The sequence below is a fragment of the Halovivax gelatinilyticus genome (assembly GCF_024300625.1).
Lineage (GTDB): Archaea > Halobacteriota > Halobacteria > Halobacteriales > Natrialbaceae > Halovivax > Halovivax gelatinilyticus.
In genome coordinates this window covers 2,278,270-2,299,755 of the sequence record NZ_CP101322.1, presented here as the reverse complement: position 1 = coordinate 2,299,755, position 21,486 = coordinate 2,278,270, and the positions used below count along the sequence as shown (strand labels likewise).

Annotated in this window: 22 protein-coding genes; 12 read left to right on the top strand and 10 right to left on the bottom strand. The window is 63.8% G+C overall.

Annotated elements, in window-relative coordinates; translation table 11 throughout:
• Nucleotides 1-73: 73 nt before the first annotated feature.
• The 3 genes from NKH31_RS10860 to NKH31_RS10850 all read left to right on the top strand — a co-directional run bounded on the left by NKH31_RS10860 (nt 74) and on the right by NKH31_RS10850 (nt 1,199).
• The gene (locus tag NKH31_RS10860) at nt 74-325 is read left to right on the top strand and encodes an AbrB/MazE/SpoVT family DNA-binding domain-containing protein (RefSeq protein WP_254861819.1); all 252 of its coding nucleotides are present in this window, start codon (nt 74-76) and stop codon (nt 323-325) included.
• Nucleotides 326-327: 2 nt separating this feature from the next.
• Nucleotides 328-786 (top strand): type II toxin-antitoxin system VapC family toxin, encoded by a 459-nt coding sequence (locus NKH31_RS10855; RefSeq protein ID WP_254861818.1) that lies wholly within the window; start codon nt 328-330, stop codon nt 784-786.
• 191 nt (nt 787-977) lie between these two features.
• A complete protein-coding gene (locus NKH31_RS10850) occupies nt 978-1,199 on the top strand; it encodes a hypothetical protein (protein WP_254861817.1) in 222 nt (73 codons plus the stop codon).
• A 52-nt stretch (nt 1,200-1,251) separates the two neighbouring features.
• Here the strand turns inward: NKH31_RS10850 and NKH31_RS10845 are convergent, their stop codons facing one another.
• From NKH31_RS10845 to NKH31_RS10835, 3 genes are all read right to left on the bottom strand, one after another.
• Complete coding sequence (locus NKH31_RS10845; protein ID WP_254861816.1) at nt 1,252-1,689, bottom strand: acyl-CoA thioesterase; 438 nt, start codon at nt 1,687-1,689, stop codon at nt 1,252-1,254.
• A gap of 70 nt (nt 1,690-1,759) precedes the next feature.
• On the bottom strand, nt 1,760-2,764 hold the full coding sequence (locus NKH31_RS10840) for an AAA family ATPase (RefSeq protein ID WP_254861815.1): 1,005 nt from the start codon (nt 2,762-2,764) through the stop codon (nt 1,760-1,762).
• A gap of 40 nt (nt 2,765-2,804) precedes the next feature.
• On the bottom strand, nt 2,805-3,887 hold the full coding sequence (locus NKH31_RS10835; RefSeq protein WP_254861814.1) for a DUF7282 domain-containing protein: 1,083 nt from the start codon (nt 3,885-3,887) through the stop codon (nt 2,805-2,807).
• A gap of 296 nt (nt 3,888-4,183) precedes the next feature.
• Here NKH31_RS10835 and NKH31_RS10830 point away from each other — a divergent pair, with 296 nt between their 5' ends.
• From NKH31_RS10830 to rnz, 4 genes are all read left to right on the top strand, one after another.
• Nucleotides 4,184-5,446 carry a poly-gamma-glutamate biosynthesis protein PgsC/CapC gene (locus NKH31_RS10830; RefSeq protein ID WP_254861813.1) on the top strand — a complete coding sequence of 421 codons (1,263 nt, stop codon included), beginning with the start codon at nt 4,184-4,186 and terminating at the stop codon, nt 5,444-5,446.
• A 9-nt stretch (nt 5,447-5,455) separates the two neighbouring features.
• Entirely contained in the window at nt 5,456-6,913 is a 1,458-nt protein-coding gene (locus NKH31_RS10825; RefSeq protein ID WP_254861812.1) for a Mur ligase family protein, read from the top strand.
• 124 nt (nt 6,914-7,037) lie between these two features.
• On the top strand, nt 7,038-8,120 hold the full coding sequence (locus tag NKH31_RS10820) for a poly-gamma-glutamate hydrolase family protein (RefSeq protein ID WP_254861811.1): 1,083 nt from the start codon (nt 7,038-7,040) through the stop codon (nt 8,118-8,120).
• 59 nt (nt 8,121-8,179) lie between these two features.
• A complete protein-coding gene (gene rnz, locus NKH31_RS10815) occupies nt 8,180-9,115 on the top strand; it encodes a ribonuclease Z (RefSeq protein ID WP_254861810.1) in 936 nt (311 codons plus the stop codon).
• Between the two features lie 108 nt (nt 9,116-9,223).
• Here the strand turns inward: rnz and NKH31_RS10810 are convergent, their stop codons facing one another.
• Nucleotides 9,224-9,664: a hypothetical protein gene (locus tag NKH31_RS10810; protein WP_254861809.1), complete on the bottom strand. Its 441-nt coding sequence runs from the start codon at nt 9,662-9,664 to the stop codon at nt 9,224-9,226.
• A gap of 241 nt (nt 9,665-9,905) precedes the next feature.
• Complete coding sequence (locus NKH31_RS10805) at nt 9,906-10,562, bottom strand: hypothetical protein (RefSeq protein WP_254861808.1); 657 nt, start codon at nt 10,560-10,562, stop codon at nt 9,906-9,908.
• A 206-nt stretch (nt 10,563-10,768) separates the two neighbouring features.
• Here NKH31_RS10805 and NKH31_RS10800 point away from each other — a divergent pair, with 206 nt between their 5' ends.
• The 3 genes from NKH31_RS10800 to NKH31_RS10790 all read left to right on the top strand — a co-directional run bounded on the left by NKH31_RS10800 (nt 10,769) and on the right by NKH31_RS10790 (nt 14,704).
• Complete coding sequence (locus NKH31_RS10800; RefSeq protein WP_254861807.1) at nt 10,769-12,736, top strand: DUF460 domain-containing protein; 1,968 nt, start codon at nt 10,769-10,771, stop codon at nt 12,734-12,736.
• 172 nt (nt 12,737-12,908) lie between these two features.
• Nucleotides 12,909-13,877 (top strand): ABC transporter ATP-binding protein, encoded by a 969-nt coding sequence (locus NKH31_RS10795; RefSeq protein WP_254861806.1) that lies wholly within the window; start codon nt 12,909-12,911, stop codon nt 13,875-13,877.
• Entirely contained in the window at nt 13,874-14,704 is an 831-nt protein-coding gene (locus NKH31_RS10790; protein WP_254861805.1) for an ABC transporter permease, read from the top strand. The genes NKH31_RS10795 and NKH31_RS10790 overlap by 4 nt, the downstream gene beginning before the upstream one ends.
• A gap of 9 nt (nt 14,705-14,713) precedes the next feature.
• Here NKH31_RS10790 and NKH31_RS10785 read toward each other — a convergent pair whose 3' ends face one another.
• A complete protein-coding gene (locus tag NKH31_RS10785) occupies nt 14,714-14,893 on the bottom strand; it encodes a DUF7470 family protein (protein ID WP_254861804.1) in 180 nt (59 codons plus the stop codon).
• Between the two features lie 130 nt (nt 14,894-15,023).
• On the opposite strand from NKH31_RS10785, the gene eif1A reads away from it, so the two are divergent.
• Nucleotides 15,024-15,311: a translation initiation factor eIF-1A gene (gene eif1A, locus NKH31_RS10780; RefSeq protein WP_254861803.1), complete on the top strand. Its 288-nt coding sequence runs from the start codon at nt 15,024-15,026 to the stop codon at nt 15,309-15,311.
• Between the two features lie 142 nt (nt 15,312-15,453).
• Here eif1A and NKH31_RS10775 read toward each other — a convergent pair whose 3' ends face one another.
• Nucleotides 15,454-16,713 (bottom strand): DUF6498-containing protein, encoded by a 1,260-nt coding sequence (locus NKH31_RS10775; protein WP_254861802.1) that lies wholly within the window; start codon nt 16,711-16,713, stop codon nt 15,454-15,456.
• A 136-nt stretch (nt 16,714-16,849) separates the two neighbouring features.
• The gene (locus NKH31_RS10770; protein WP_254861801.1) at nt 16,850-17,689 is read right to left on the bottom strand and encodes a class I SAM-dependent methyltransferase; all 840 of its coding nucleotides are present in this window, start codon (nt 17,687-17,689) and stop codon (nt 16,850-16,852) included.
• A 384-nt stretch (nt 17,690-18,073) separates the two neighbouring features.
• On the opposite strand from NKH31_RS10770, the gene NKH31_RS10765 reads away from it, so the two are divergent.
• On the top strand, nt 18,074-19,477 hold the full coding sequence (locus NKH31_RS10765; protein ID WP_254861800.1) for a S8 family peptidase: 1,404 nt from the start codon (nt 18,074-18,076) through the stop codon (nt 19,475-19,477).
• A 200-nt stretch (nt 19,478-19,677) separates the two neighbouring features.
• Here the strand turns inward: NKH31_RS10765 and NKH31_RS10760 are convergent, their stop codons facing one another.
• Together NKH31_RS10760 and NKH31_RS10755 are read right to left on the bottom strand one after the other, a co-directional pair.
• Nucleotides 19,678-20,790 (bottom strand): pyridoxal-phosphate-dependent aminotransferase family protein, encoded by a 1,113-nt coding sequence (locus tag NKH31_RS10760; protein WP_254861799.1) that lies wholly within the window; start codon nt 20,788-20,790, stop codon nt 19,678-19,680.
• 204 nt (nt 20,791-20,994) lie between these two features.
• Complete coding sequence (locus NKH31_RS10755; RefSeq protein ID WP_254861798.1) at nt 20,995-21,474, bottom strand: cupredoxin domain-containing protein; 480 nt, start codon at nt 21,472-21,474, stop codon at nt 20,995-20,997.
• Nucleotides 21,475-21,486: the final 12 nt, after the last annotated feature.

Below are 21,486 nucleotides of genomic sequence, written 5' to 3'. Positions count from 1 at the left end.
GCGTCTTATCCTATCGAAGTTATCGTAAGGATTTTTGGTGATCGGCACCGTTCGTTCAGCCCACGGTGAACCAATGGGTGAAACAGACGACGCTGGAGAGGAATACGGCATCTCACAGCTGAACCATCGCGGTCGACTAACGATCCCGAAGGCGCTCCGCGACGACCTCGACCTGGACGGTGGAACGGAGTTCCGCGTCGTCCGCGAGGGGGGCGACATACGACTCGTTCGAGAGTTACCCGAACTCGAGACGCTCACGCGAGAATCCGAGTGGGGTGAAGAGGCGTTTCGAGACGCCGGAGACGCGACCTTCGGCGGGCGATGAGAATGGGGGCGAAGCGCATTCTTCCCGATCTCAACGCGCTGTCGATACAGCTGATCGAGGACCACCCGGGCCATCCGTACGTCTCCGAGGAGCTCGTCCCCGCGTTAACCGGTGCCGACACGCTCGTTGTGTTCGGGTACCTTCCCCTTCGGATCCAGTGGGTGCTCGAAGACCTCGGGTTCGAGAGCTACGAAGCCCGAAACGCCGTCTCCTCGCTGCTTCGGTATCCGATGGAGTTCGTCGACGTCGACGACGAGACGGTGCTCGATGCCTACGAGTGCAGCGCAGCGAAGAATCACGACGTCTACGACTGTTTCTACGTCGCGCTCGCCCGGGAGGCCGAAATCGACGCGCTCGTTACGACGGATCGGGACTTCGAACGGCTCTGTGACGATGAACCCTTCGAGTACGTAAACCCCGTCCCAGAAGACGTTTTAGAGCGGTTTCACGACGCCGGCTGAGTGGAATACATAGGCAGAGCCGTCGTTCGGTGGATTCGAAGCGAAACGAGAATCAAATCGGCGGTGAGACGTTGGGCCACGTTCGAGCGCCGCGTCCACCGATCGCTGACGCGGTACGTGCTGGTGCTTTCGGCCCAGTAAGTGGCAATCAGCACCGGGTTTATTGGACAGAAGCACCGATGTACGATCGTATGAAACCCGATCGACTCCGAGAGCTGTTAGAAGAGAACGGCGAAGTGATGGTCAACGTCGCGGACTTCGACGCCCAGATCGAACTGCACCTCCACGACACGACGATCGAAGACGACCTCGTCACGCTCGAACTCGTCGACGGCACCCTGGAGTTCGCCACCGACGAGGTGATCGGCGCGTGGAAACACTACCACTCGCTCGACGATTACGGACTGGACTGACTGCCGGCGCCGAATTCGGTCGACACATTCGACAACTCTACTTTTCGACGGATTACTCGTCTCGGTCGAGCGCCCGCTCTCTCAAACGCTCGCCCTCTTCGGTCTCCACCGTGAGCGACGGCACGGTCACCGGCGAGCTGTCGGCGTCGACGGCGACGAACGTGAACGTCGATTCCGTCGTCAGCTCCGTCTCGCCCGTCCGGGGCTCCTCGCGCCAGGCGCGAAGCGCAACCTTGACGCTGGATCGGCCGGCGTCGTAGACGTACGCCTCGACGAGCGCCGTGTCGCCGATGCCGATCGGCCGCGAGAAGTCGAGTCGGTTCACCTGCGCGGTGACGCAGGTCTCGCCGGCAAAGCGCATCGCGGACATGGCGCCGATCTCGTCGAGCCACTTCATCAGGTTCCCGCCGTGGAGCGTCTGGTGGTTGTTCGCGTGGTGGGGCTGGACCCGAAAGCGGTTCTCGATGTGCGTCTCGAGCAGCGTCGGCATGCGCTCACCTCGGACGGGTCGGCTCAAAGAACTGGCGCTCTCGCGGGGACGAACCGTTCGAATTGGTCCGTTAGGCCTCTCGACCGAGTTCGGCGAGCAGGTGCGAGACGTGGATCCGATCGCTCGTGCCTTCCTGCATGTCGAACTCGACGTCTGCGACGAGACGGTGGAGCCGGGCGAGGTCTGACCCCTGGTAGCGCTTTCGGCCCTGAGCCAGGATCTCGCCGAGAACCTCCTGGCCGTCGAGTCCCTCGTCGACGAGCAGATCGTCCAGGGTCTTTCGGGCGTCGGTAAATTCGCCGGCCTCTGCGTCGTCGAGCATCGACGAGACCGGTTCGCCGAGGCCGACCTCGCCGAGGACGTCGTAGGCCGCGCTCATCGTGATCTCGCCCGCATCGAAGGCCGTCGTCTGTGCGGCGAGGATCGCCTCCCGAAGATTGCCGCCCGCGTAGCCGGCGACGAATTCCAGGCCGTCCGCGTCGTAGTCGACGTCCTCAGACTCGACGATCGGTTCGAGGACCGAGACGATCTCCTCGCTGGTCGGCGCGCGGATCGTCACCGGGAAACACCGCGAGCGGATCGGCGGGATGAGCTTCGTCGGCTGGCGCGTCGTGATGACGAATCTGGTCGTTCGGTGGTGTTTCTCCATGATGCGTCGAAGCGCCTGCTGGAAGTCTTCGCGGACGGCCTCCGCGTTGTCGAGCAAGAGCGTCTTGTGCTCGCCCGCGACGGGGGCGTAGCTGGCAGACTCCTTCAACACGTGGTTGATCATGTCCCGCTTGGACATGTCCGATCGGCCGACGAGAAAGCTCGCAAAGCGCGGGTCGTTTTTGATCTCGGTTTTCGTCCGCCCGAAGAAGTCGGCGACGTTCACCTCGGTCAGGTCCGAATCCGGCTGGTCGTGTATTTCGCGTGCGAGCGCGCGAGCGGCGGCGGTCTTTCCGCTGCCCGGCGGACCCTGTAATATCAGGTTCAACGGCTCGTCGACGGTCTCGGAAAGTAGTTCCCTCGCGTCCACCTGCGGGAGATCCGAGAGCGTCGGGGCGTACTCCTCCGTCCACAGCGGCGCGTCCATTATCGACGGCTAGGGACGGCGCCGGTAAGAATCGGTCGGTTCACTCGAGGTCAGCGCGGACGTCCGTCGCGTCCGCGATCGGGTCGCCCTCCCACTCGTACGCCGTCGCCTCGTCGGGCTCGTCCGGGTCGCCCTCGTAGGCGATCGCTGTCAGGTTCCCCGAAGCGTCGAGATCGTCGAACTCGATCCGTACACCCTCGTAGACGCCGGGTTCGAGTTCGGTCGAGGTACCGAGCAGCTGTCCGTCGACGTCTTCGACCGCGACGAATCCGCCGTCTGGCACCCCGACGTCTACGACCATCTCCGTGGTGTTCGCCTCCTGGATCGAGAGGTGGGGCGGTCCGTCGTACTCGATTGTGATCTCCCCTTGCATCCCGTCGGTTTCGGTGTAGACGCCGTAGGTGACGTTGCCCTCGCCGATGTCGGAGAGGTCGACGTCGAAGCTCATCTCCCGAGTCTCTCCGGCGTCGAGGGTGAACACCTGCTGTTCGTACAACGCGCCGCCGATGCGTAACTCGGTGTCCTGTCGTCGCTCTTCGTCGGTGGGATTCTCGATTTCAGCGAGAATCGTCACGGTCTCGGTGGTGTAGCCGGTCGACGGGCCCTCGATCGACTGGACCGTAAACGAATCGGTCGCCGTCGGGTCACGGTCGACGTTCATCACGGTCGCCGTCTCCGACACCGGATAGCCGTCGACGATGTACGGGCGGTCGCCCGTCCCCTCGTCGGGATCGGGGCTGTACTCGTCATCATCGGTATGATCGTGATACACCGTAGCCGTGAGACGGCCGTGGAGTTCTCGATCCTGGTCTTCGATTCGCTCGACGGTGACGTTGTCGTACTCATCCGAACCGAGTTTCTCCGAGACGCCGACGACGGTCCCGCGCTCGTCGGTGACGACGACGAAGCCGCCATCGGAGAGCGAAACCGAGTCGACGAGTACCGCAGAGCCATTGCTCTCCTGATCGGTGAACGTGATCGATGCGTGTGGATCCTGTGCGACGTCGGCACCGAACAACGCCGGCGCCTGGCCGACGATCACCCCTGCCCCCACAACGATAGCGACGACTGCGAGTAACGCGATCGCGCGTTTCAACGACCCCATCGATAGTGCCGGTGACATAACTCGGTGCGTGATCGATTTGACCTACATTCTACACACACCTAAATTCGACTCTTATTATCTGCATTAGCGTAGCGCCTTACCGGTGATAATTAACAGGATGTGGCCAGAGTGGGCCGAGTAATAATCAAACTGTTCGATAATAATATCGCCCCCGTTGTCAAATAATACCACGCTCTCGAATGGGATTAATAGAAATGGCCTATAGGACGTAGTATTATTTTAATTCCTATATACGTAAACTTAACAACCGCTCGGGGAGCCACGACGGTTATGGCCCCCACTATAGCAGAGACGTGGCCCTCCCTCGACACGAACGGCCGAACTACTCGCACGAATCGGGCGATAGCGACGAACACCGGTACACGAACGGAGCCAGCCACGCAATGATCGTCGCGCTCGTGCTGTCCGTGCTCGGCATTCTAATGGGAATCGTCGTCGTGCAGTGGTACGGACTGCGACTCTCGGGCGTGCTCGTCGTCCCGCTCTTTGCCGTCTACGCCCTCTACGACTTCGTCGCCGTTCCAGCCTTCCTCCTCGCAGGTGCGTGTGCCTACGTCGGAGTGAGCGCGCTCAGAAAACGGACGTTCCTGTTTGGACGGCAGCTGCTTCTGGCAGCCATGGCGATCGGCGCAGCGGTCCCGCTTTGTCTCTTCGTTCCACTCTCGGCCGTCGGTGCGGTTTCGATCGAGCTTTCCGCACTCACCGTCGTTGGGAGCATCCTTCCCGGCGTCGCCGCGTACAACTACCACCAGCTCGACGATCGAGCCGAACGGATCGACGACCTCATCGCGAGCACCGCCGCGTTCGTCGGGCTCGTGGGACTGGGCGTCGCACTGATCAACGTCTCGTTCGCCCCCACCCTCGGGCGAATCGTCCCACCGTTCTTGTTTACACCCGAGGCGGACGTCGCCGCGATCAGGCAGGCGACGATCAGCGACATCGAAGCTGGACTCGGCGCATCGACGCCCGTGTTACTTCTCACATTCGCGATCGGCGTACTCGGATCGGAGGGCGTCTACCACCGCTGGGGCGTCAGACTGACGGGTATCGTCGCGCTTCCGCTGCTCGCCCTCTTTGCCTTGCAGTCGGCCGTGGTCGTTCCGATATACGTCGCCGGGCTCGGCATCGTCTACCTGCTCACGACCGAGATTCACCGACGGACGCTGCTCTATGGACGGGTCCTGCTCGGCATCTCGATCGTCGTCGGCATGCTCGCGATGTTGCCGGTTGCGATCGTCGCCCCCGTCGCGCCGGGAGTTCACCTGTTCTTCACGGCGGTGTTGACGGGCGTCGGCGCGTACAACCTACACCGCGTCCCACCGGCCCACCGACGGAACACGATGGCCATCTCGGCCGGCCTGTTCGTTGTGTTACTCTTCTGGCTCCGTCTCTTCGTCTCGCCGTCGTCGAACGGCGCACTGTACGAACCGACCGTCCCGACGCTCACACTCGCTCTGGCGGGCGTACTCGCCGGCACAGTCGCAATCTACCGGCTGGAACGGCTCGAACTGCCCGCCGGAAACCGACGCATCGCCGCCACGAACCCCTCCGCGTGATAGATACCGATGAATTACCCACCGATCGACCGAACGAGAGATGTTGTAACGACCGCTGCGAAGCGACTCGAATCGCTCACCCCGGAAATCGTCCGTCGCGGATCGATCCACCGTAGTCAGCTCGCCGAAGCGGACGTACGGATCGTCGTTTCCGGTACCAGAGGAAAGTCCGGAATGACGCGTCGGATTCACGACGTACTCTGCGCCCGAGGGTACGATACCTACGCCAAAATTACCGGGAATCATCCGCTCTCGGTGTACAACGGCGAGGAACACCCCATCGAACGCGGAGAGCGGGTCACGCTCTACGAGAACGCGAGCGAACTCCGGTCGTTCGGACCGACGGACGCGCTCGTTCTCGAAAACCAGGGAATCACCGATTACACCACGCGTTTGATGAACGAGACGTTCGGCCACCCGGACGTCTTCGTCATCACGAACGTCAGACAGGACCACCGGGATACGCTCGGCGGAAATCGTGCGGCGATCGCCCGATCGTTCGCGCGGGCGGTACCCCGCGATACGTGCGTGGTAAACGGCGAACGGGACCCCGAACTCAGAGCGTACCTCGAGCGAGAACTCGACTACGTCGGGGCATCGGTCCGTCACGTCGACGTGCCGGACGAACACCGTGACATTCCCGGAGCCGAGGTGGTCTACGGCATCGACGAAGTGCTGCAAGCGATCGGTGAGCCGGCGCTGTCCGATCCGCTTCGTGAGTCGTTGCTCGACGACTATCGCGTCGAGTGGATAAAACTGCCGCGCGGACGCGTGTTCAACGCGGCGTCGGTCAACGACGTCGAGAGTACCGAGATGATCAGACGGGCGCTGGTCGAGGACGACGAAGTCGTCCAGCCCCTGCTCTACCTTCGCGAGGACCGGCGGGCGCGAACGGCGTCGTTTCACACGTACCTCGCAGAATTGCATCGAATCGGTGCGATCGAGCAGGCACGCGTCGTCGGATCGGACGCGGAGTTGTTTGCGGAAAAATCCGACGTTCCCGTAATCGTCGAGTCGGACAACCCCGACCACGCCGGATCGATCCTCGAATCCGCGCTCGACGACGGTTGGCCCGTGCTCATCATGGGTAACACCGTCGCGTCGTTCATGCGCGCGCTCGAGGCCGAAATCGATCAGCGGTCCTCGGCGTACGAATTGATCGAGTCCCAGCGATCTTCCCGGTCGGCCGGACCGGACGACCGGATGCGGGCGGACGCAACCGGGAGCGACGAGATCGAATTCGGCCCATCGACCGCCGCGAGGGCGGACGACCCGACAGCGGAAAGCGGCGTTCTACCACCGTCAGTGCAGTTGACGGACGCCGGACGCGAGCAGGGGAACCGAGCGACCGGCCTGAACGTCGAAGGGGCGGAGTCGAACGGAGACGGCGTGGCAGAATCGGCGAAAAGCGAGGGTGAATCGGCGGACGAACGAGAACGGACCACCGTCACAGGGCGATCGTCGTGACGTTGGTTGGGTGGAGGGTGGGCGCAGGGAGGGCTGACTCGCAGTAGGGACTGCGAGCGGTATGCGAGTGGCATCGACGATCAACCACCGAGGGAGGCGGATACGCTCCCACGCGATGAGAGATATGACAAACGAAAACGACAAACGCGAAACGACGAATCGGTTCCGACCGTCCCGGCGGACGATGTTAGCCGGAATGCTGGGATCGCCCGCGCTGCTCGGCGTCGCTGTCGGTAGCTACGAAGCGGCAACCCGACAGGGAATTACGAGCAGTGACGATGAGCTCACGGGAACGGTCTGTGATCTAGACTACGGACAGGGCCACCTGGCCGACGAACCGACGGCCCTGTCGGCCGATCCACGACTGCTGGAGGAACTGGGCGTACCCGAGGGCGGCCAGATCCGAGTAGCGCGCGATTCGAACGAGTACGCCATCTACACCGTACTCGAGGCGCGTCCGGAAGCACCGAACGACATCGTCCGAATGGGCGACGAGGCTCGCTGTCGTCTCGACCTCGCCGGACAAACGTTCCCCGGCGTCGAACAGGACGAGTGTCCCGGACCCGGCAACGACTGTTCGATCGTCGAAGACGAGTTCGACGCCGACCTCTCGGCGACCGTCGTCGATCCCGAACAGTCTGTCGAGGACGCTCGCGAGAACGGCGGGTTCGTCGAACGGCTGGACGAGCGCGGCTCCGATACGCTCATTCTGGCGCCACACGGTGGCGGTATCGAGCCCAAGACCGACGAACAGGCCGCGATCGCCGGCGAGGAGGCCGGATTGACGACCTGGCGGGCGATGGGCTGGCGGGTCGGCGGCGGCTCGTTCACCCGCTATCGCGTCCCCTCGCGCCTGCTCGATCCGGCCTCGTTCCCCGAACTCGCAGAGATCGCAGACGAACGCTTCGAGAACGCGGTCAGTTTCAACGGACTCTGTGAGGAGGGTATCGAGGTCGGTGGCAATGCATCCACCGCGTTCAAGCAGGTGATCGCCGACGCGATCAACGACGCACTGCCGACCTGTGCCGTCGTGGCCGAACCGGTCGACGACTTCACGTCGGACGACCTGCTCGTCAACCGATTCGGCGACCAGGGCGTCTTCATCAGCCAGTCCTGGAACATTCGACGCGCCTACGCAGAGCGCGTCGCCCGCGGCGTCGCCTCCGTCTTCGACGAATCGATCCATCTGACGACGCAACGTTGCTAGGCCCGGGGACTATCCCGGATTCGAAGACGGTATAGGCGGGCCCGCCCGAGACACGATCGATGACGCTACGCGTGACGTTTCTCGGGACGAGCGGGGCCGTGCCGACCGTCGGGCGAAACCCGAGTTCGGTCTTTCTTGCTCGCGAGGGCGATTCGTTTCTGTTCGACGTCGGAGAGGGCACCCAGCGCCAGCTCATGCGCTACGGCACCGGTTTCGACGTCGATCACATCTTCGTCACGCACGCCCACGGCGATCACGTCCTCGGCCTGCCCGGGCTGCTCCAGACGCTCGACTTCAACGACCGCGAGCGGTCGCTCTCGATCTCGGTGCCCCGGGGGACGGCCCGCCGCATCCGCTCGCTCGCGTTCGCGCTCGAAACGAGACCCGGCTTTCCGGTCGAAATTCGTGAGGTGGATCCCGACGACGTCGTCTATCGGGCCGACGAATACGAGATCCGGGCGTTCGCCACGGACCACGACACGCGGTCGGTCGGCTACGCGCTGGTAGAGGACGAACGCAAGGGCCGATTCGACCGCGAGCGAGCCGAGGAACTCGGCGTGCCCGTCGGGCCGAAGTTCTCACAGCTCCACGAGAGGAACCCGGTCGAACTCGACGACGGGACCGTGATCGAACCCGACGAGGTCGTCGGCGATCCCCGGCCGGGGCGCAGCCTCGTCCTCACGGGCGACACGCGACCGACCGCGGCGACGGTCGACGTCGCCGACGAGCCGGAGCTACTGATCCACGACGCGACGTTCGCCAGCGACCGCGCGGAGCGAGCGGTCGAGACCGCCCACTCGACAGCCCGACAGGCCGCCGAAATCGCGAACCGATGCGGGGCGAAACGCCTGGCGCTGGTGCACCTCTCGTCGCGCTACGGGGGCGATCCGTCGGCACACTTAGAAGAGGCGCGAGCCGTGTTCGACGGGCCCGACGAACGCGTGTTCGTTCCGAACGACGGCGACGACTTCGAGATTCCGTATCCGGACGACTAGAACGAGTTGGTTTGGTCCGATACGGAGTGTCTCAGGTGTCGAATCCGATCGGTTCGTTCGATAGCATCAGCTATCGAAGTGGAGGAAACGGGGAGAACCGTGACCGTCTCAGTCGTCGCCGTCGATCAGGTTGCGCATGACCCAGACCATGCCGGCTGCGGCGGCCCCCGCACCGATTCCCAGTCCGACGAGGGGAAGAATGATATCGCCAAGGTCACCGAAATTATCGAACGCCATCTCACCGAAGAGCCAGAGCAACAGACCCATGACCAATGTTCCGGCGATCGCCGTCACACCAGCGGTACCGAGGACCAAATTGTCTGGTAACTCGGAAAGTTCGGACGCCTGTCGTTGTGCCGTTACGATCGCAACGAGCACCGGCAGTGTAAAACCAGCAGCGAGGATGTAGAAAGCCATCTCGGCAAAGTCGCTCTCGAGAGCCTCGGCGAGAAACACGCCCAATCCAACCCCGAGACCGGCGAGCGCGAAGAACACCACCCCAATCTTGAGTTCGTTCTTCGTATCTTCGCGGTTGAAGATGTCACCCATTCCGGGTTCCGCGCTGGCTTGGCCAGCGGGTGCTGATTGCTCGTCCGATTCGTCTGTCGTTTCGGATTCGTCGTACTCAGTTTCCGGCATCGCCCGAACAGTGGTATACTCACTATAAAAAGGTAGCTTAAATTCATGGTTTGATATACGAATTCTATAACATTTTATGAAATATAACGCCGAAACTGATTAGATTGTTAGAAGGAAGTGGGCGGTAGTATCCCCGAGTCGTCCGGTCACCCTACTCCGTCCGACGACCGATCGAGCGAATCGGCGGCGCGTACGAGCGAGTGACCCAGACCCCGCCGGCGGCGCCACCGGCCGCGACCAGCGACGCGAGGAGAATACTGATGAGCGCGCCGCCGACGTCTAGCGACCCGCCGTCGATCGTCGCGCTGGTGAAAACGATGGCGGGGAGTAAGAAGGCAGCCGTACCGGCGGCCGCGGCGGCCCCGGCGAGCTTGACCGTCCGCTCGTCGTCGAGACTGAAGACCCAGCCGAGCACCGCGCCGAGGATCACGGCGAACAGAATGGCCACGTACGGGGCGCTGAGTAGTGAGAAGGACGTGACGAGCTGGGCGAGAGCCTCGTTCACCTGCCCGATACCGCCGACGTCGTCGACCTCGATGATCGTCTGATCGACCGCGTCGGCCAGGATTTCGAACAGGCCGACCGCCACGCCCGCGAGACCGAACAACCCGGCGACGTAGACGACCCACGCTTTGAGCAGGTCCTGGTCGGACCTGGGTGCGTTCGATGAAGTCCGATTCGGGTTCGTTCGACTCGACTCCATCTGTGCGGGTTCTACGTCGGTCGGGTCGACGTCATCCGAACCGGATTCGTTCGATTCAGGGGCGTTTCGTTCGTCCCCAGGGTTCGATGCGTTTTCGTTACTCATGATCGAACCCAGCAAGGCTGGTCACAAATCGATTGCGAAAAGTTGTCACGTCGCGAAAATGTGTTCGGGTCGGCGAACGAGTCCAGGGCAGTTCGATAACCAGCGACGGCGCCGAAGCGTCGACAACGGACAGCCCCGGCGGTCGGAGACGCTCACCAGTTCGACCCGCGTCAGGTTTACCACGCTGGCACCCCTACCCCGGATAGATGCGAACGAGTGCGCTCGACGCGGTCGTCTTCGGTGTCGACGTGCAGCAGGGTGACGTCCGGGGAACCAATCCCTCCTACGCGCTCGTGATACTGACCGAGGAGTCGGTCGAGCGCGACGTCGTCTCTCACCGAAAACTCAGGAGACTCATCGCCGACCGGGAGCCGGCGATCGTCGCGACCGACAACATGTACGAACTCGCCGCGGATAAAGACGCCCTGGTCCACTTTCTGGGGTCGCTCCCAACCGAAACCAGGCTCGTACAGGTGACCGGCGACGAGCAACCCGAACCGCTCTCGCGCGTCGCCGCTCGCCACGGCATCCCCTACGGCCGCGACCCGATGCAAGAAGCCGAGGCCGCCGCCCGACTGGCCGCCCACAACGTCGGCCAGGAGGTCTCGGCGTTCACCGACACGACGACTGTCAAGGTCTCGCGCGGCCGGTCGACCGGAAGCGGCGGCTGGAGCGAGGATCGGTTCACCCGCCGAATCCACGGCTCGGTCAGAAAGCGGGCGCGCGAGGTGGAGTCGACGCTGGAAGAAGCCGCCCTCGAGTACGACCGCGAGGTTCGCGAGGCCTACGGCGGCTTCGCCAACGCCGTCTTCACCGTCGAAGCCCGGCCGACCGAAATTCCCGTCTCGGCGAACCGATCCGGCGACGTCAGAGTCGAGATCGAACGCGAGCGACGCGACGGCATCGAGTTCCGACCGCTGGCAAAGCGCCTCGACCACGTCGTCGTCGGCATCGATCCGGGCACGACGACCGCCGCGGCCATCGTCTCGCTCGACGGGACCGTCCTCGACGTCTGGAGTTCCCGGACGAGCGACGCGGCGGACGTGATCGAGTGGATCGTCGAGCGCGGTCGGCCCGTGATCGTGGCGGCCGACGTCACGCCGATGCCAGAAACCGTCGAGAAGTTCCGCCGGAGCTTCGACGCTGCGGGCTGGACGCCCGAACGCGATCTGGCGATCGACGAAAAGCAACACCGCACGCGCGACCATCCTTACGACGACGACCACCAGCGCGACGCGCTCGCGGCCGCGCTATTCGCCGTCGATTCCCACGCAGATCAGTTCGAGCGGATCGCCGAGAAGGTACCTCCCGGGATCGATCGGGGCGGGGTCATCGACCGCGTCGTCTCCGGCGAGGAGTCCGTCGAGGCCGTCCTCACGGATCTCACCGAGGAGGACGAACCCGAGCCGGAATCGTCGGGACACGAACCGCGAGAGCTCACGCCCGAAGAAGAACGCATTCGATCGCTCGAAGCGCAGGTCGAACGGTTGGAGTCCCACGTCGATCGACTCGAAGGCCGGCTCGAAGAACGCGACGAACGGGTCGAGGAACTCGAAACCGAGCTCACGGCCGCCCGGAGCCGAGAACGTCAGGAGGTGCGCAAAGAACGGGAGGTGACGCGTCTCGAGCGACGGGCGAACCAGCTCGAACGCGAGCGCGACGCCGCCCGCGAGGAGGTCGCGACGCTCGAAGATAAAGTCGAACGGATGAAGGCGCTCTGGAAGCTCGATCACTCGAACTTTAGCGACGTCTCGGCGAAACGGGCCGGCCTCGTCCCCGTGAAGGTCGTCGAAAAGTTCACCCGCGACGCGATCCGACGGGCCGACGAGGCGTACGGGCTCGCATCCGACGACGTCGTCTACCTCCGGGACGCCAGCGGGGCGGGCCGGTCGACGGCGGAGCTCCTCGCCGACTTCGACCCGCGCGTCGTCCTAAAAGACGGTGGCCTCTCTGAGATGGCCGACGCGGTCCTCTTCGACGCCGACGTGCCGGTCGCGCCCGCCGACGACGTCGCGATGCAGGAGGTGGACGAACTCGCCGTGGCTCGCGAACGTGACGTCGACGCGGCGATCGACGACTGGCACGAGCGCGCCAGAGAGCGCGAGCGCTCGAACACCGCCTCGATGGTCGACCGGCTCATCAGCGAACACCGCGCCGGCGACAACGAGGCGTGACGGTCTCGGAGACGATCCGAATCCGAAAGCGCGTATCGGACAGCGGCGGAGTTCGACGAACGTGCGTCGCGAAATACTCATAGAAACCTCGGTAACGTTCCCGCGCCACCTAGTTTTCAATAAGGGAACAATTTGAGAAGATATTTGTCTCGCGAGTCAATTGTGCCGATCGATGACCGCCATTCAGACGGCCGGATTGACGAAACGATTCGGCGACGACGTCCTCGCCGTCGACGATCTCGACCTCGCCGTCGAGAAAGGCGAAGTGTTCGGATTTTTAGGGCCGAACGGTGCCGGCAAGTCGACGACGATCAACCTCCTCCTGAACTTCATCCGCCCGACCACCGGTCGCGCGACCGTCATGGGCCACGATGTCCAGACCGAGAGCAGAGCGGTCCGCGAACGGATCGGCGTCCTGCCGGAAGGAGCGGCGCTGTACGATCGACTCACGGGCGTCGAACACATCGAGTGGGCCGCCGAGACGAAAGGCGTCGACGCAGAGCCATACGCGATCTTAGATCGGGTCGGTCTCGACGCGGACGACGGCGATCGGGCCGTCGGCGGCTACTCGAAGGGGATGGCACAGCGACTCGGCTTCGCCATGGCGCTTCTGGGTGATCCGGACATCCTCATCCTCGACGAACCCTCCTCCGGGCTCGATCCGACCGGGATGCAAGAGATGCGCTCGATCATCCGCGCCGAAGCCGACCGCGGGCGGACCGTCTTCTTCTCGAGTCACATCCTCGGCGAGGTCGAAGCGACCTGCGATCGGATCGCGATCATGAACGAGGGGCGGCTGGTCACCACCGGAACGCTCGACGACCTGCGCGATCGACTCGCACTCGATCAGACGATCACGCTCGAGGTCGACGAGCCCGGGGACGGCCGTGCCCTCGAATCGATCGACGGCGTCAGGCGGGTCGAAACGGGTGCGTCGACGATTACGGCGACCTGTGCGGACCCGACGATCAAAATCGACGTCGTCGAAGCCGTCGCCGCCCGCACGACGGTCACCGACATCATCTCGGAGGACGCCTCGCTCGAACAGCTGTTCAACAGTTACACCGAGAACGGGGCGGCCACGGACGCGACGCCACCGTCGTCCGAGGAGGCGGCCCCGCCCGCGGAGGTACAATCATGAGTGCGATCACGACGGCCAAACGAGATTTCCTGGCCGTTCGCCGGTCGAAGATGATCTGGTTCGTCGTCGGCATTTACGCGCTGTTGATGGGGATGTTGTTCTACTGGGAGCGAAACAATCCCGCCCAGAACGCCGTGGAATACCCGCTGATGGGTATGGCCGGCCTCGGGGCGTTCGTCCTCCCGCTCGTCGCACTCGTGGCGGCCTACCTCGCGATCGCCGGCGAGCGAGAGTCGGGTGCCATCAGGTACGCCCTCTCGATGCCGACGAGTCGAACCGACTTCGTCCTCGGGAAGTACCTGAGCCGCGCCGCGATCGTCGGCGGCGCGGTCGCGTTCGCGTTCACGATCGGCGTCGCACTTGCGGTCCTCTGGTTCTCGACCGTCCCGCTGGTTCTCTTCGGACAGGTCTTCGTGCTGACGGTCGCCTACGCGCTCGCGTACGTCTCCGTGGCCGTCACCATCTCGGCGCTGACCGGCTCTCGCTCTCGAGCGATGGGCGGGGCGATCGCGTTCTACATGGTAACGGTCGTCCTGTTGATGTTTCAGTACTCGCTCGGGCGGTTGTTCGGGTGGGTCACCAACTCGGCGCTGTCACTCGACGTCTCGACGTCCGGTGTCGAGTTCGTCGAAGCCATCACGAGTCCGACGGTGCTTTACTTCCGATCGCTCGACTGGGTCGTCGAGGAGGATACGAACCCGCCCGGAGCCGGTCAGGAGTCCGTCTGGTATCTCGAACCCGAGTTGATGGCAGCGCTGCTGTGTGCCTGGATCGTCGTCCCGATAGCCCTCGCCTGCTGGCAATTCAATCGCACCGAGATGAGTTGACCGAGCCAATCAGAGCATGCCGAACGACTGCATCGCCGCCGAGATCAACCCCTTCGCGACCATTCCCAGTCCGACGACGAGCATCGCGACGCCGCCGGCGATGACGAGGTTCTCGAGTGCGATCAGCGCGACACCCGCGACGAGAAGAAGGATTCCGACGAGCGCGGTAGCGTTCAGGTTCTTGAACATACCACGGTGTGAACGGTGACGGCGAATAAACCCGCTGATTCGTTCGCTGGCGACTACCGCCCGACCGGTCGAGTCCGTCCGTCGCCAAAAACCGTTAAGGGTTAAACCGTTCCGGCCCGAATCGCCGCGTATGAGTGACGAGGAGGGCGGTCGCAAGAACCTCCGGATGCCAGACGACGACGAGGTGTTCGCGACCGTCACGAACATGCTCGGTGCGAACCGGGTGAAGGTTCGGTGTGCCGACGGGACAGAGCGAACGGCGCGGATCCCCGGCAAGATGCAAAAACGCATCTGGATCCGCGAAGACGACGTCGTCCTGGTCGAACCGTGGGACTGGCAGGACGAGAAGGCCGACATCACCTGGCGCTACGAGAAGGCCGAAGCCGACCAGCTCAAACGCGAAGGTCACATTCAGTAGAGCAGACGTGGCTGATCGGTCGAAAAATGTCGCCTTCTTCGCGGGTTCACGATATTTCTGCCAGGGAGTACTCCGGGCCGGACGATTGCCAGAGCGTACCTCGCTCCGAGCGAAGCTACTCAATGGCGACCGCCCCAGCGTTTTACGCTGGCTCGGCGACGGTCGGCGGTCGATCGAATACCTCGACAACCGGCGTCGGAGCACCCAACCGCGGCAGGTAGAGCGACCCATCGGGGCGGTCGATCACGACGGTAGTCGTGTCGAGCCACTCGTCGATACGATCGCGCTCGAGTCTGAGATCCGACTCGTCCCAGGGATCGACGCGCCACAGCGGCGTTTTACACCATCGGTCGAAGGCAACGATGGCCTCGTCGCCGATCCGATACTCGACGCCGCCGAAACGGAGCCAGTAATCGACGTGAGCGAGCGCGAGCGTCGCAGTGAGGCCGATAGCGACGAGTCCCGCTCCGCGATCCCAGACGCCAGCGAGCAGATAGATCGCTCCGGGCACCGCCGGGACGGCCCCGATCAGCCACGCGCTCGGGAACCGACGGGCGTGAGAGAGGCCGGCCAGTAACCGACCTGCGACAGGTGGACTGACGGTACGAGCGTTCGTACCGACCGTGCCGTCGATCGGTTCGGGACCGGGCGGTTCGTCCGCCCAGCCGATCGACACGTCGAGCGACTCGTCGAACGCGACCAGGCGGTCGCGGTAGACGGAGCTGAGGTCGATCCCTACTTTGAGGAGAACGAGGGCGACGCTCAGCACACCGGCTGCGATCGTCGCATCGGTCTCCGTAACTGGCTCATCGCTACCGACGCTCGGATCGACTGCCACCGCGATCAGCGCGGCCAACAGCCCGACGAAAAAGAGCGACAGACACCGCCAGAGTGCACCCTGTACCGCCGTCTGCGCGCTGTGGTCGCGGTAGCCTCCGCCGACGAGGTATGTCGCGACCGTCCGGCCACCCTCGACGAAAAAGATCGCGACGACGGCGACTGTCACCGTCGTCACGACCGTCTCCGTTTCGGTCGCGGTCCCGATCAGGCCGACGGTGACGACGCCGGCGCCGAACCAGCCGATCGCGAGTGCAGGCACCGCGGCGACGAAAACCGGTATCGACGTGAGCTGAATTCGTAGGCCGGTCAGTGGGATGGGGATACCAATGGGCCGTTCGGCGAGCGCACCGACGATCAGCGACTCGCAGTCGAATGACGACGGGCGACCCGCGAACAGTCCGCGAACGAGTGCCCAGAAGCAAACGACGGCGAGTTCAAACCAGTAGAGGGTCACGAGTGTCGCCGCGTTCCACCCGAGAGCGACGACGCCGACCAGCGCCACGAGATTCGTACCGGAAAGGAAAACGAGTTCGCGACGGACCGGAGTGACGGACCCGATCATTTTTCGTGAATGACGTTCCCACAAATATAAATACACGCACCATCGCACCCGATCCAGGAGAGGCCGTCATCACCTGAGTAGAAGATAGGCGTGGGTTTCGTTCTGGACGAGAATACGACACGTATTCGACGATCGGTTACCTCGCTCGCCACCGGATCCGCGTCAGCGGGTGGAGCGGGTTTGCGCCGTGGACGTCGTACGTCACGTCGGTCACCTCGATGGCCGGTGACTCGCGCAAGCGGGTGAGCAGGGTATCGTCGTACCTCCGCACTCGCGTATAGCGTCGGCGAAGCAGGCCGAGGACGGTCTCGGGGTGCGGACCGACCTGTTCCAGGTGAACGCCGGTGGTCGCCGTTCCCTCGGCGGCGAGCGCCTCGAACCGTCCGATGACCGACTCCGTCTCCGAGAGCGTGACCAGCGCGCCCTTGGTGAAGATGACGCAGTCGCCGTCGATATCGTCTACCAGCTCCCACTCGCCGAGGAAGTCGAATGGCTCGGCCGTGATCCGATCCGTCCCGTCGGCGACGAGCTCACGAGCGAGTTCGACGCCGGCGGAGGTGTACTCGCCGCCGACGACGCGAACGGTAGAAAAATTGCTCGCGATGGCGTCCAGCGTCCATCCCCACCCGCAACCGAGATCGAGAATCGTCTCATCTCCCTCAATAACCGGTTCGAGTGCGGTCTGAACCACGTCGTACTCCCGGTCGACCAGTTCCTCGGGCGTGGCCAGAAAGAGGCGCTCGTCCCGAGAGAGAAGGTCGGGGTTCGACCGACCAACAGATCGGATCCGCCTGACGGTGTCACGTTCCGGAAGGGGCCGCTCTCGACAGGATTCTAGGAGCTGACGGTAGAGCCGGTCGTACGTTTCGGTTCCGTTGTAGGCGGTCGGCTCCCCGGGAGGGTCGCGATCCGGGTCGAGCAGGTACGCGGCCCACTCGGAGCGCTCCGGCAGGTCGTCGAGGGGGAACGGCTTCATATCTTCCCCCTCCCGTCGGTCGTCGATTCCGCGTCGGTACCACAGGTCGGTGATAGATGCGTCGCTATCACCCGAGAAGACGGCGAGTCGATATCTGCACCCGCATACGATAGTTATTACGGTTGTGTCGGTTCCTACACTCGCCTCGTTCGATACTGCACTCTCATAACCGGCCCGGCGTTCGATTGCACAATCGCTGGCCACGACCCGGTCGCCACCGAGCGGATCTCGCGTCGTCCGACTCCGCGCGTTCATTCCCGGTCGGGCTCACCAGTCATCCAGCACGACCGTTTGATTGCAGAAACGGCCAGAATACAGACAAATGGGACACGCGTTTCGCGCCGGCACAAAAGGCTTATTCCCTTCTTGTACCTTCCGGCGTGCATGACACTCAGTCGTCGTCGACTACTTCAGGGCGTCGGCGCCGGGGTCGCAGCGGGCGTCCTCGGTTCCTCGGCCTCGGCGACGGATAGCAGACGGGAATCGGCGGCGACGGAGGCCGAGCGGGTGTCGGCAGCGACGGACACCAAGCGCGTGTTCGTCCACCCCCGAAACGGTCTGCTCGGCGATCTCCTCGACGTGGTCGAACAGCTGGGCGGGACGACCGTCCTCGAGTACGATTCGTTCGACTTCGTCGTCGCGGAGGTACCGTCGAACCGGCTGGACGACCTCCTCGCCGCACCCAGCGTCGCGTCCGTCGAAGAAGACGGGGGTCTCGGTATTCCCGACGACTGGTCGCCGTCCCTGCTGGACTTCTTGGATCCCGGTGGCAGCTCGGACTGTTCCAGACACCCGGACCAGCGGGCCTCGTGGGGCGTCGAACGGATCGGGGCCGACGACGTCGAGCCGGACGGCTCGGGCGTCTCGGTCGGGATCCTCGATACGGGGATCCAGACTGACCACTGCAGCCTGTCGGTCGCGGGCGGGGAAAATTTCACCAGATCCGGTCCGTCGAGCGATTACGAGGATCGCCACGGCCACGGCACGCACGTGGCCGGGATCGCAGGGGCCGACGACAACGACGTCGGCGTCGTGGGCGTCGCGCCCGCGGCGGATCTGTACGCCGTGAAGGTACTGGACGACGACGGAGACGGGCGGTACAGCACCCTGATCGCCGGGATCGACTGGTGTCTGTCGAACGACGTCGAGGTGATCTCGATGAGCCTCGGCGGCGACCAAGAGAGCGAGACGGTCGACGAAGCGATCGCGACCGCACACGAGGCCGGCCACCTCCTGCTCTGTTCGGCCGGTAACGAGGGCAATCGGGGCGACGGAACCTGCAACGAGGAGACGATGACCTATCCGGCGACCCACGAGTCGGTCGTCGCCGTCGCCGCGATGGACGAAGACGATACGCTGGCGTCCTACAGCAGCGTCGGTTCCGCGATCGACCTCTTGGGACCGGGAACGGACGTCAACTCGGCCACCGCGGGCAACCGATACGCCGAGGCGAGCGGAACGAGCATGGCCTGTCCGTACGTCACCGGCGTCGCCGCGCTCCTCTGGGAGACGCGAGATGAGGACGGGCCCGGACCGAACGAGGCGGTGCGATCGATCCTCGCCGAGACGGCCGAACCGGTTCTCGACACCTGCGAGGAGGGCCACGGACTCGTCGACGCTCGCGCGGCCCTCGGCGACGACCGTGCGGGTGACGGCGACGAGTCACGAACGGGCGGTAACACGCCGTCGGGACCAGGCGGGATCGTCGACCACTTCATCAGCGCGGTCGAGTGGATCGCGACCGTCGTTCGTCGGCTATTCGAGTGGCTCTCCAGCCTGTTCAAGTGAGTGGCCCCACCGTTTGCGCTACGGGCCGCAAAAGGCGGCCCTCGACAAAAGCTGGACCAAAAGCACTCCGCCTTCCCCTCGCGGCGCTGCGCCCGTCTCGCGGCTTCGCCGCTCGACTTACCGCGGCGCTGCACGCCGCGCCGGGTCAGTCGTCGGCCCACTCGCTCGCAACGCTCGCTCGTGGCGAACCAGCCTCGCTCCTACAGCCCCGCGACGTCCTCGATCGCGTCGGTCAGTGCTCGAACGCTCTCGACGTCGTGCTCGCCCATGTGGCCGATGCGAAACGTCTTCTCGCCGAGATCGGAGCCGTAGCCGTTGGCGAAGACCATGTCGTACTCCGCGGCGACGGTTTCGATGGTTTCGGCGACGTCGATTCCGCGCGTGTTCTCGATGCAGGCCACCGTCTGGGACTCGTAGCCGTCCTCCGGGAACATCGCGAAGTGCTCTCCGGCCCACTCGCGAGTGTAGTCGGCCATCTCGCGGTGGCGACGATCGCGAGCGTCGTGGCCCTCTTCGAGCATGTGTTTCATCTGTCGGTGATAGGCGAGCATGATCGGGATCGCCGGCGTGGAGTGGGTCTGACCCTTCCGGTCGTAGTAGTCTATGTTTCGCTGGAAACCGCCGTACCACGACGCCGCGTCGCGCTCGATCTCGCGCTCGTAGGCGTCCTCGCTGACGACGCAGACGGCGAGGCCGGGCGGCATGGCGAACGCCTTCTGGACCGAGGTGAAGATGACGTCGATACCGTGGGCGTCGATGTCGACGTAGTCGCCGCCGAGCGCCGAGACGGCGTCGACGACGAACAACGTCTCCGGAAACTCGGCGACGACGTCGCCGATCTCCTCGATCGGGTTCCGAACGCCCGTCGAACTCTCGTTCATCACGCAGGTGACGACGTCGTAGTCGCTCTCGCTCGACTCGAGGCGCTCGCGCACGTCGTCCGGTTTGACCGCTCGACCCCACTCGTAGGAAAGCGTATCGGCGCTCTTTCCCAGGCGTTCGGCGATGTTCGCCTGGCGCTCGCTGAAACTGCCGCAGGTCGTACACAGAACGTTCCGATCGACCAGGTTCTGAATCGCAGCCTCCATGAACGCCGTCCCCGATCCCGTGAGGAGTATCACCTCGTGGTCGGTGTCGAGAAAAACCTTCGTGTCCTCGACGATCGTCGTGTAGAGGTCGGTCATCCGATCTGAGCGGTGACCGAACATCGGTTGCGCCATCGCCGAGACGACGTCCTCGCGGACTTCGGTCGGGCCGGGAATGTACAGGGTCTGTTCGGGATACTCGTCGCGGTATTCGCGTGTGTCGGTCACTGAACCACCGTACGCGGAGGATCGATACGGAGCCGTATGGAGTTTCGTGTTGGTTCGAATGGTACCGCCGAGAACCGATCGACTCCGGCGGCAGTGAAATCCGCCGTCTGCGAGAACAGGACAGTCCCTGACGAGAGTCGTCGAAAACGTCGCTCGGTCGGGTAGCGATAAATCGATAGAGACCGCAGAGAACGCGTGATCGGATTACTGGACCTGGATGTCGCCTTCCATCGCCTGGTGTGGGTCACACCGGTAGACGGCGATCTCGTCGGTGGCCTCGAACTCGATCATCTGGTCGTCCGGCGCGTCCTCGCCAGTGAAGTCCGTCGAGTAGTCGCCCACGACCGACCCACCGCTGTCGCGCAGTTCGATGTTGTGCGTGGCGCCGTCACCTTCGTCCCAGCCGATCGTGTAGGTTTCGCCATCTTCTAAGATGAGCGTCGGATTGACCTCGCCTTCGATCGCCGAGGGAGCCTTTCCTTCCCACCCGTTCGAATCGCCGTAGAAGAGGATCTCTTCGCCGGCGTCGATCTCGAAGCCTTCGTCGCCGCCGTTACCGTCACCGCCGTTTCCGTCGTCCTCTGCGTCGTCCGCGCTCGAACAGCCGGCGACGAGTGCGGCCGTTGCCGCTGCACCCGTCAATTTGAGGGCCGTACGTCGTGAAACGTCGTCAATTGGTGCCATCGGGATACACTT

Coding starts and splice junctions, on each gene's coding strand:
- NKH31_RS10810 (WP_254861809.1), bottom strand. CDS start 9,664: ATGGGTGACATCTTCAACCGCGAAGATACGAAGAACGAACTCAAGATT.
- NKH31_RS10855 (WP_254861818.1), top strand. CDS start 328: ATGGGGGCGAAGCGCATTCTTCCCGATCTCAACGCGCTGTCGATACAG.
- NKH31_RS10770 (WP_254861801.1), bottom strand. CDS start 17,689: ATGAAGCCGTTCCCCCTCGACGACCTGCCGGAGCGCTCCGAGTGGGCC.
- NKH31_RS10850 (WP_254861817.1), top strand. CDS start 978: ATGAAACCCGATCGACTCCGAGAGCTGTTAGAAGAGAACGGCGAAGTG.
- NKH31_RS10840 (WP_254861815.1), bottom strand. CDS start 2,764: ATGGACGCGCCGCTGTGGACGGAGGAGTACGCCCCGACGCTCTCGGAT.
- NKH31_RS10805 (WP_254861808.1), bottom strand. CDS start 10,562: ATGAGTAACGAAAACGCATCGAACCCTGGGGACGAACGAAACGCCCCT.
- NKH31_RS10820 (WP_254861811.1), top strand. CDS start 7,038: ATGACAAACGAAAACGACAAACGCGAAACGACGAATCGGTTCCGACCG.
- NKH31_RS10775 (WP_254861802.1), bottom strand. CDS start 16,713: ATGATCGGGTCCGTCACTCCGGTCCGTCGCGAACTCGTTTTCCTTTCC.
- NKH31_RS10860 (WP_254861819.1), top strand. CDS start 74: ATGGGTGAAACAGACGACGCTGGAGAGGAATACGGCATCTCACAGCTG.
- NKH31_RS10845 (WP_254861816.1), bottom strand. CDS start 1,689: ATGCCGACGCTGCTCGAGACGCACATCGAGAACCGCTTTCGGGTCCAG.
- NKH31_RS10825 (WP_254861812.1), top strand. CDS start 5,456: ATGAATTACCCACCGATCGACCGAACGAGAGATGTTGTAACGACCGCT.
- NKH31_RS10835 (WP_254861814.1), bottom strand. CDS start 3,887: ATGTCACCGGCACTATCGATGGGGTCGTTGAAACGCGCGATCGCGTTA.
- NKH31_RS10785 (WP_254861804.1), bottom strand. CDS start 14,893: ATGTTCAAGAACCTGAACGCTACCGCGCTCGTCGGAATCCTTCTTCTC.
- NKH31_RS10790 (WP_254861805.1), top strand. CDS start 13,874: ATGAGTGCGATCACGACGGCCAAACGAGATTTCCTGGCCGTTCGCCGG.
- NKH31_RS10755 (WP_254861798.1), bottom strand. CDS start 21,474: ATGGCACCAATTGACGACGTTTCACGACGTACGGCCCTCAAATTGACG.
- eif1A (WP_254861803.1), top strand. CDS start 15,024: ATGAGTGACGAGGAGGGCGGTCGCAAGAACCTCCGGATGCCAGACGAC.
- rnz (WP_254861810.1), top strand. CDS start 8,180: ATGACGCTACGCGTGACGTTTCTCGGGACGAGCGGGGCCGTGCCGACC.
- NKH31_RS10800 (WP_254861807.1), top strand. CDS start 10,769: ATGCGAACGAGTGCGCTCGACGCGGTCGTCTTCGGTGTCGACGTGCAG.
- NKH31_RS10765 (WP_254861800.1), top strand. CDS start 18,074: ATGACACTCAGTCGTCGTCGACTACTTCAGGGCGTCGGCGCCGGGGTC.
- NKH31_RS10795 (WP_254861806.1), top strand. CDS start 12,909: ATGACCGCCATTCAGACGGCCGGATTGACGAAACGATTCGGCGACGAC.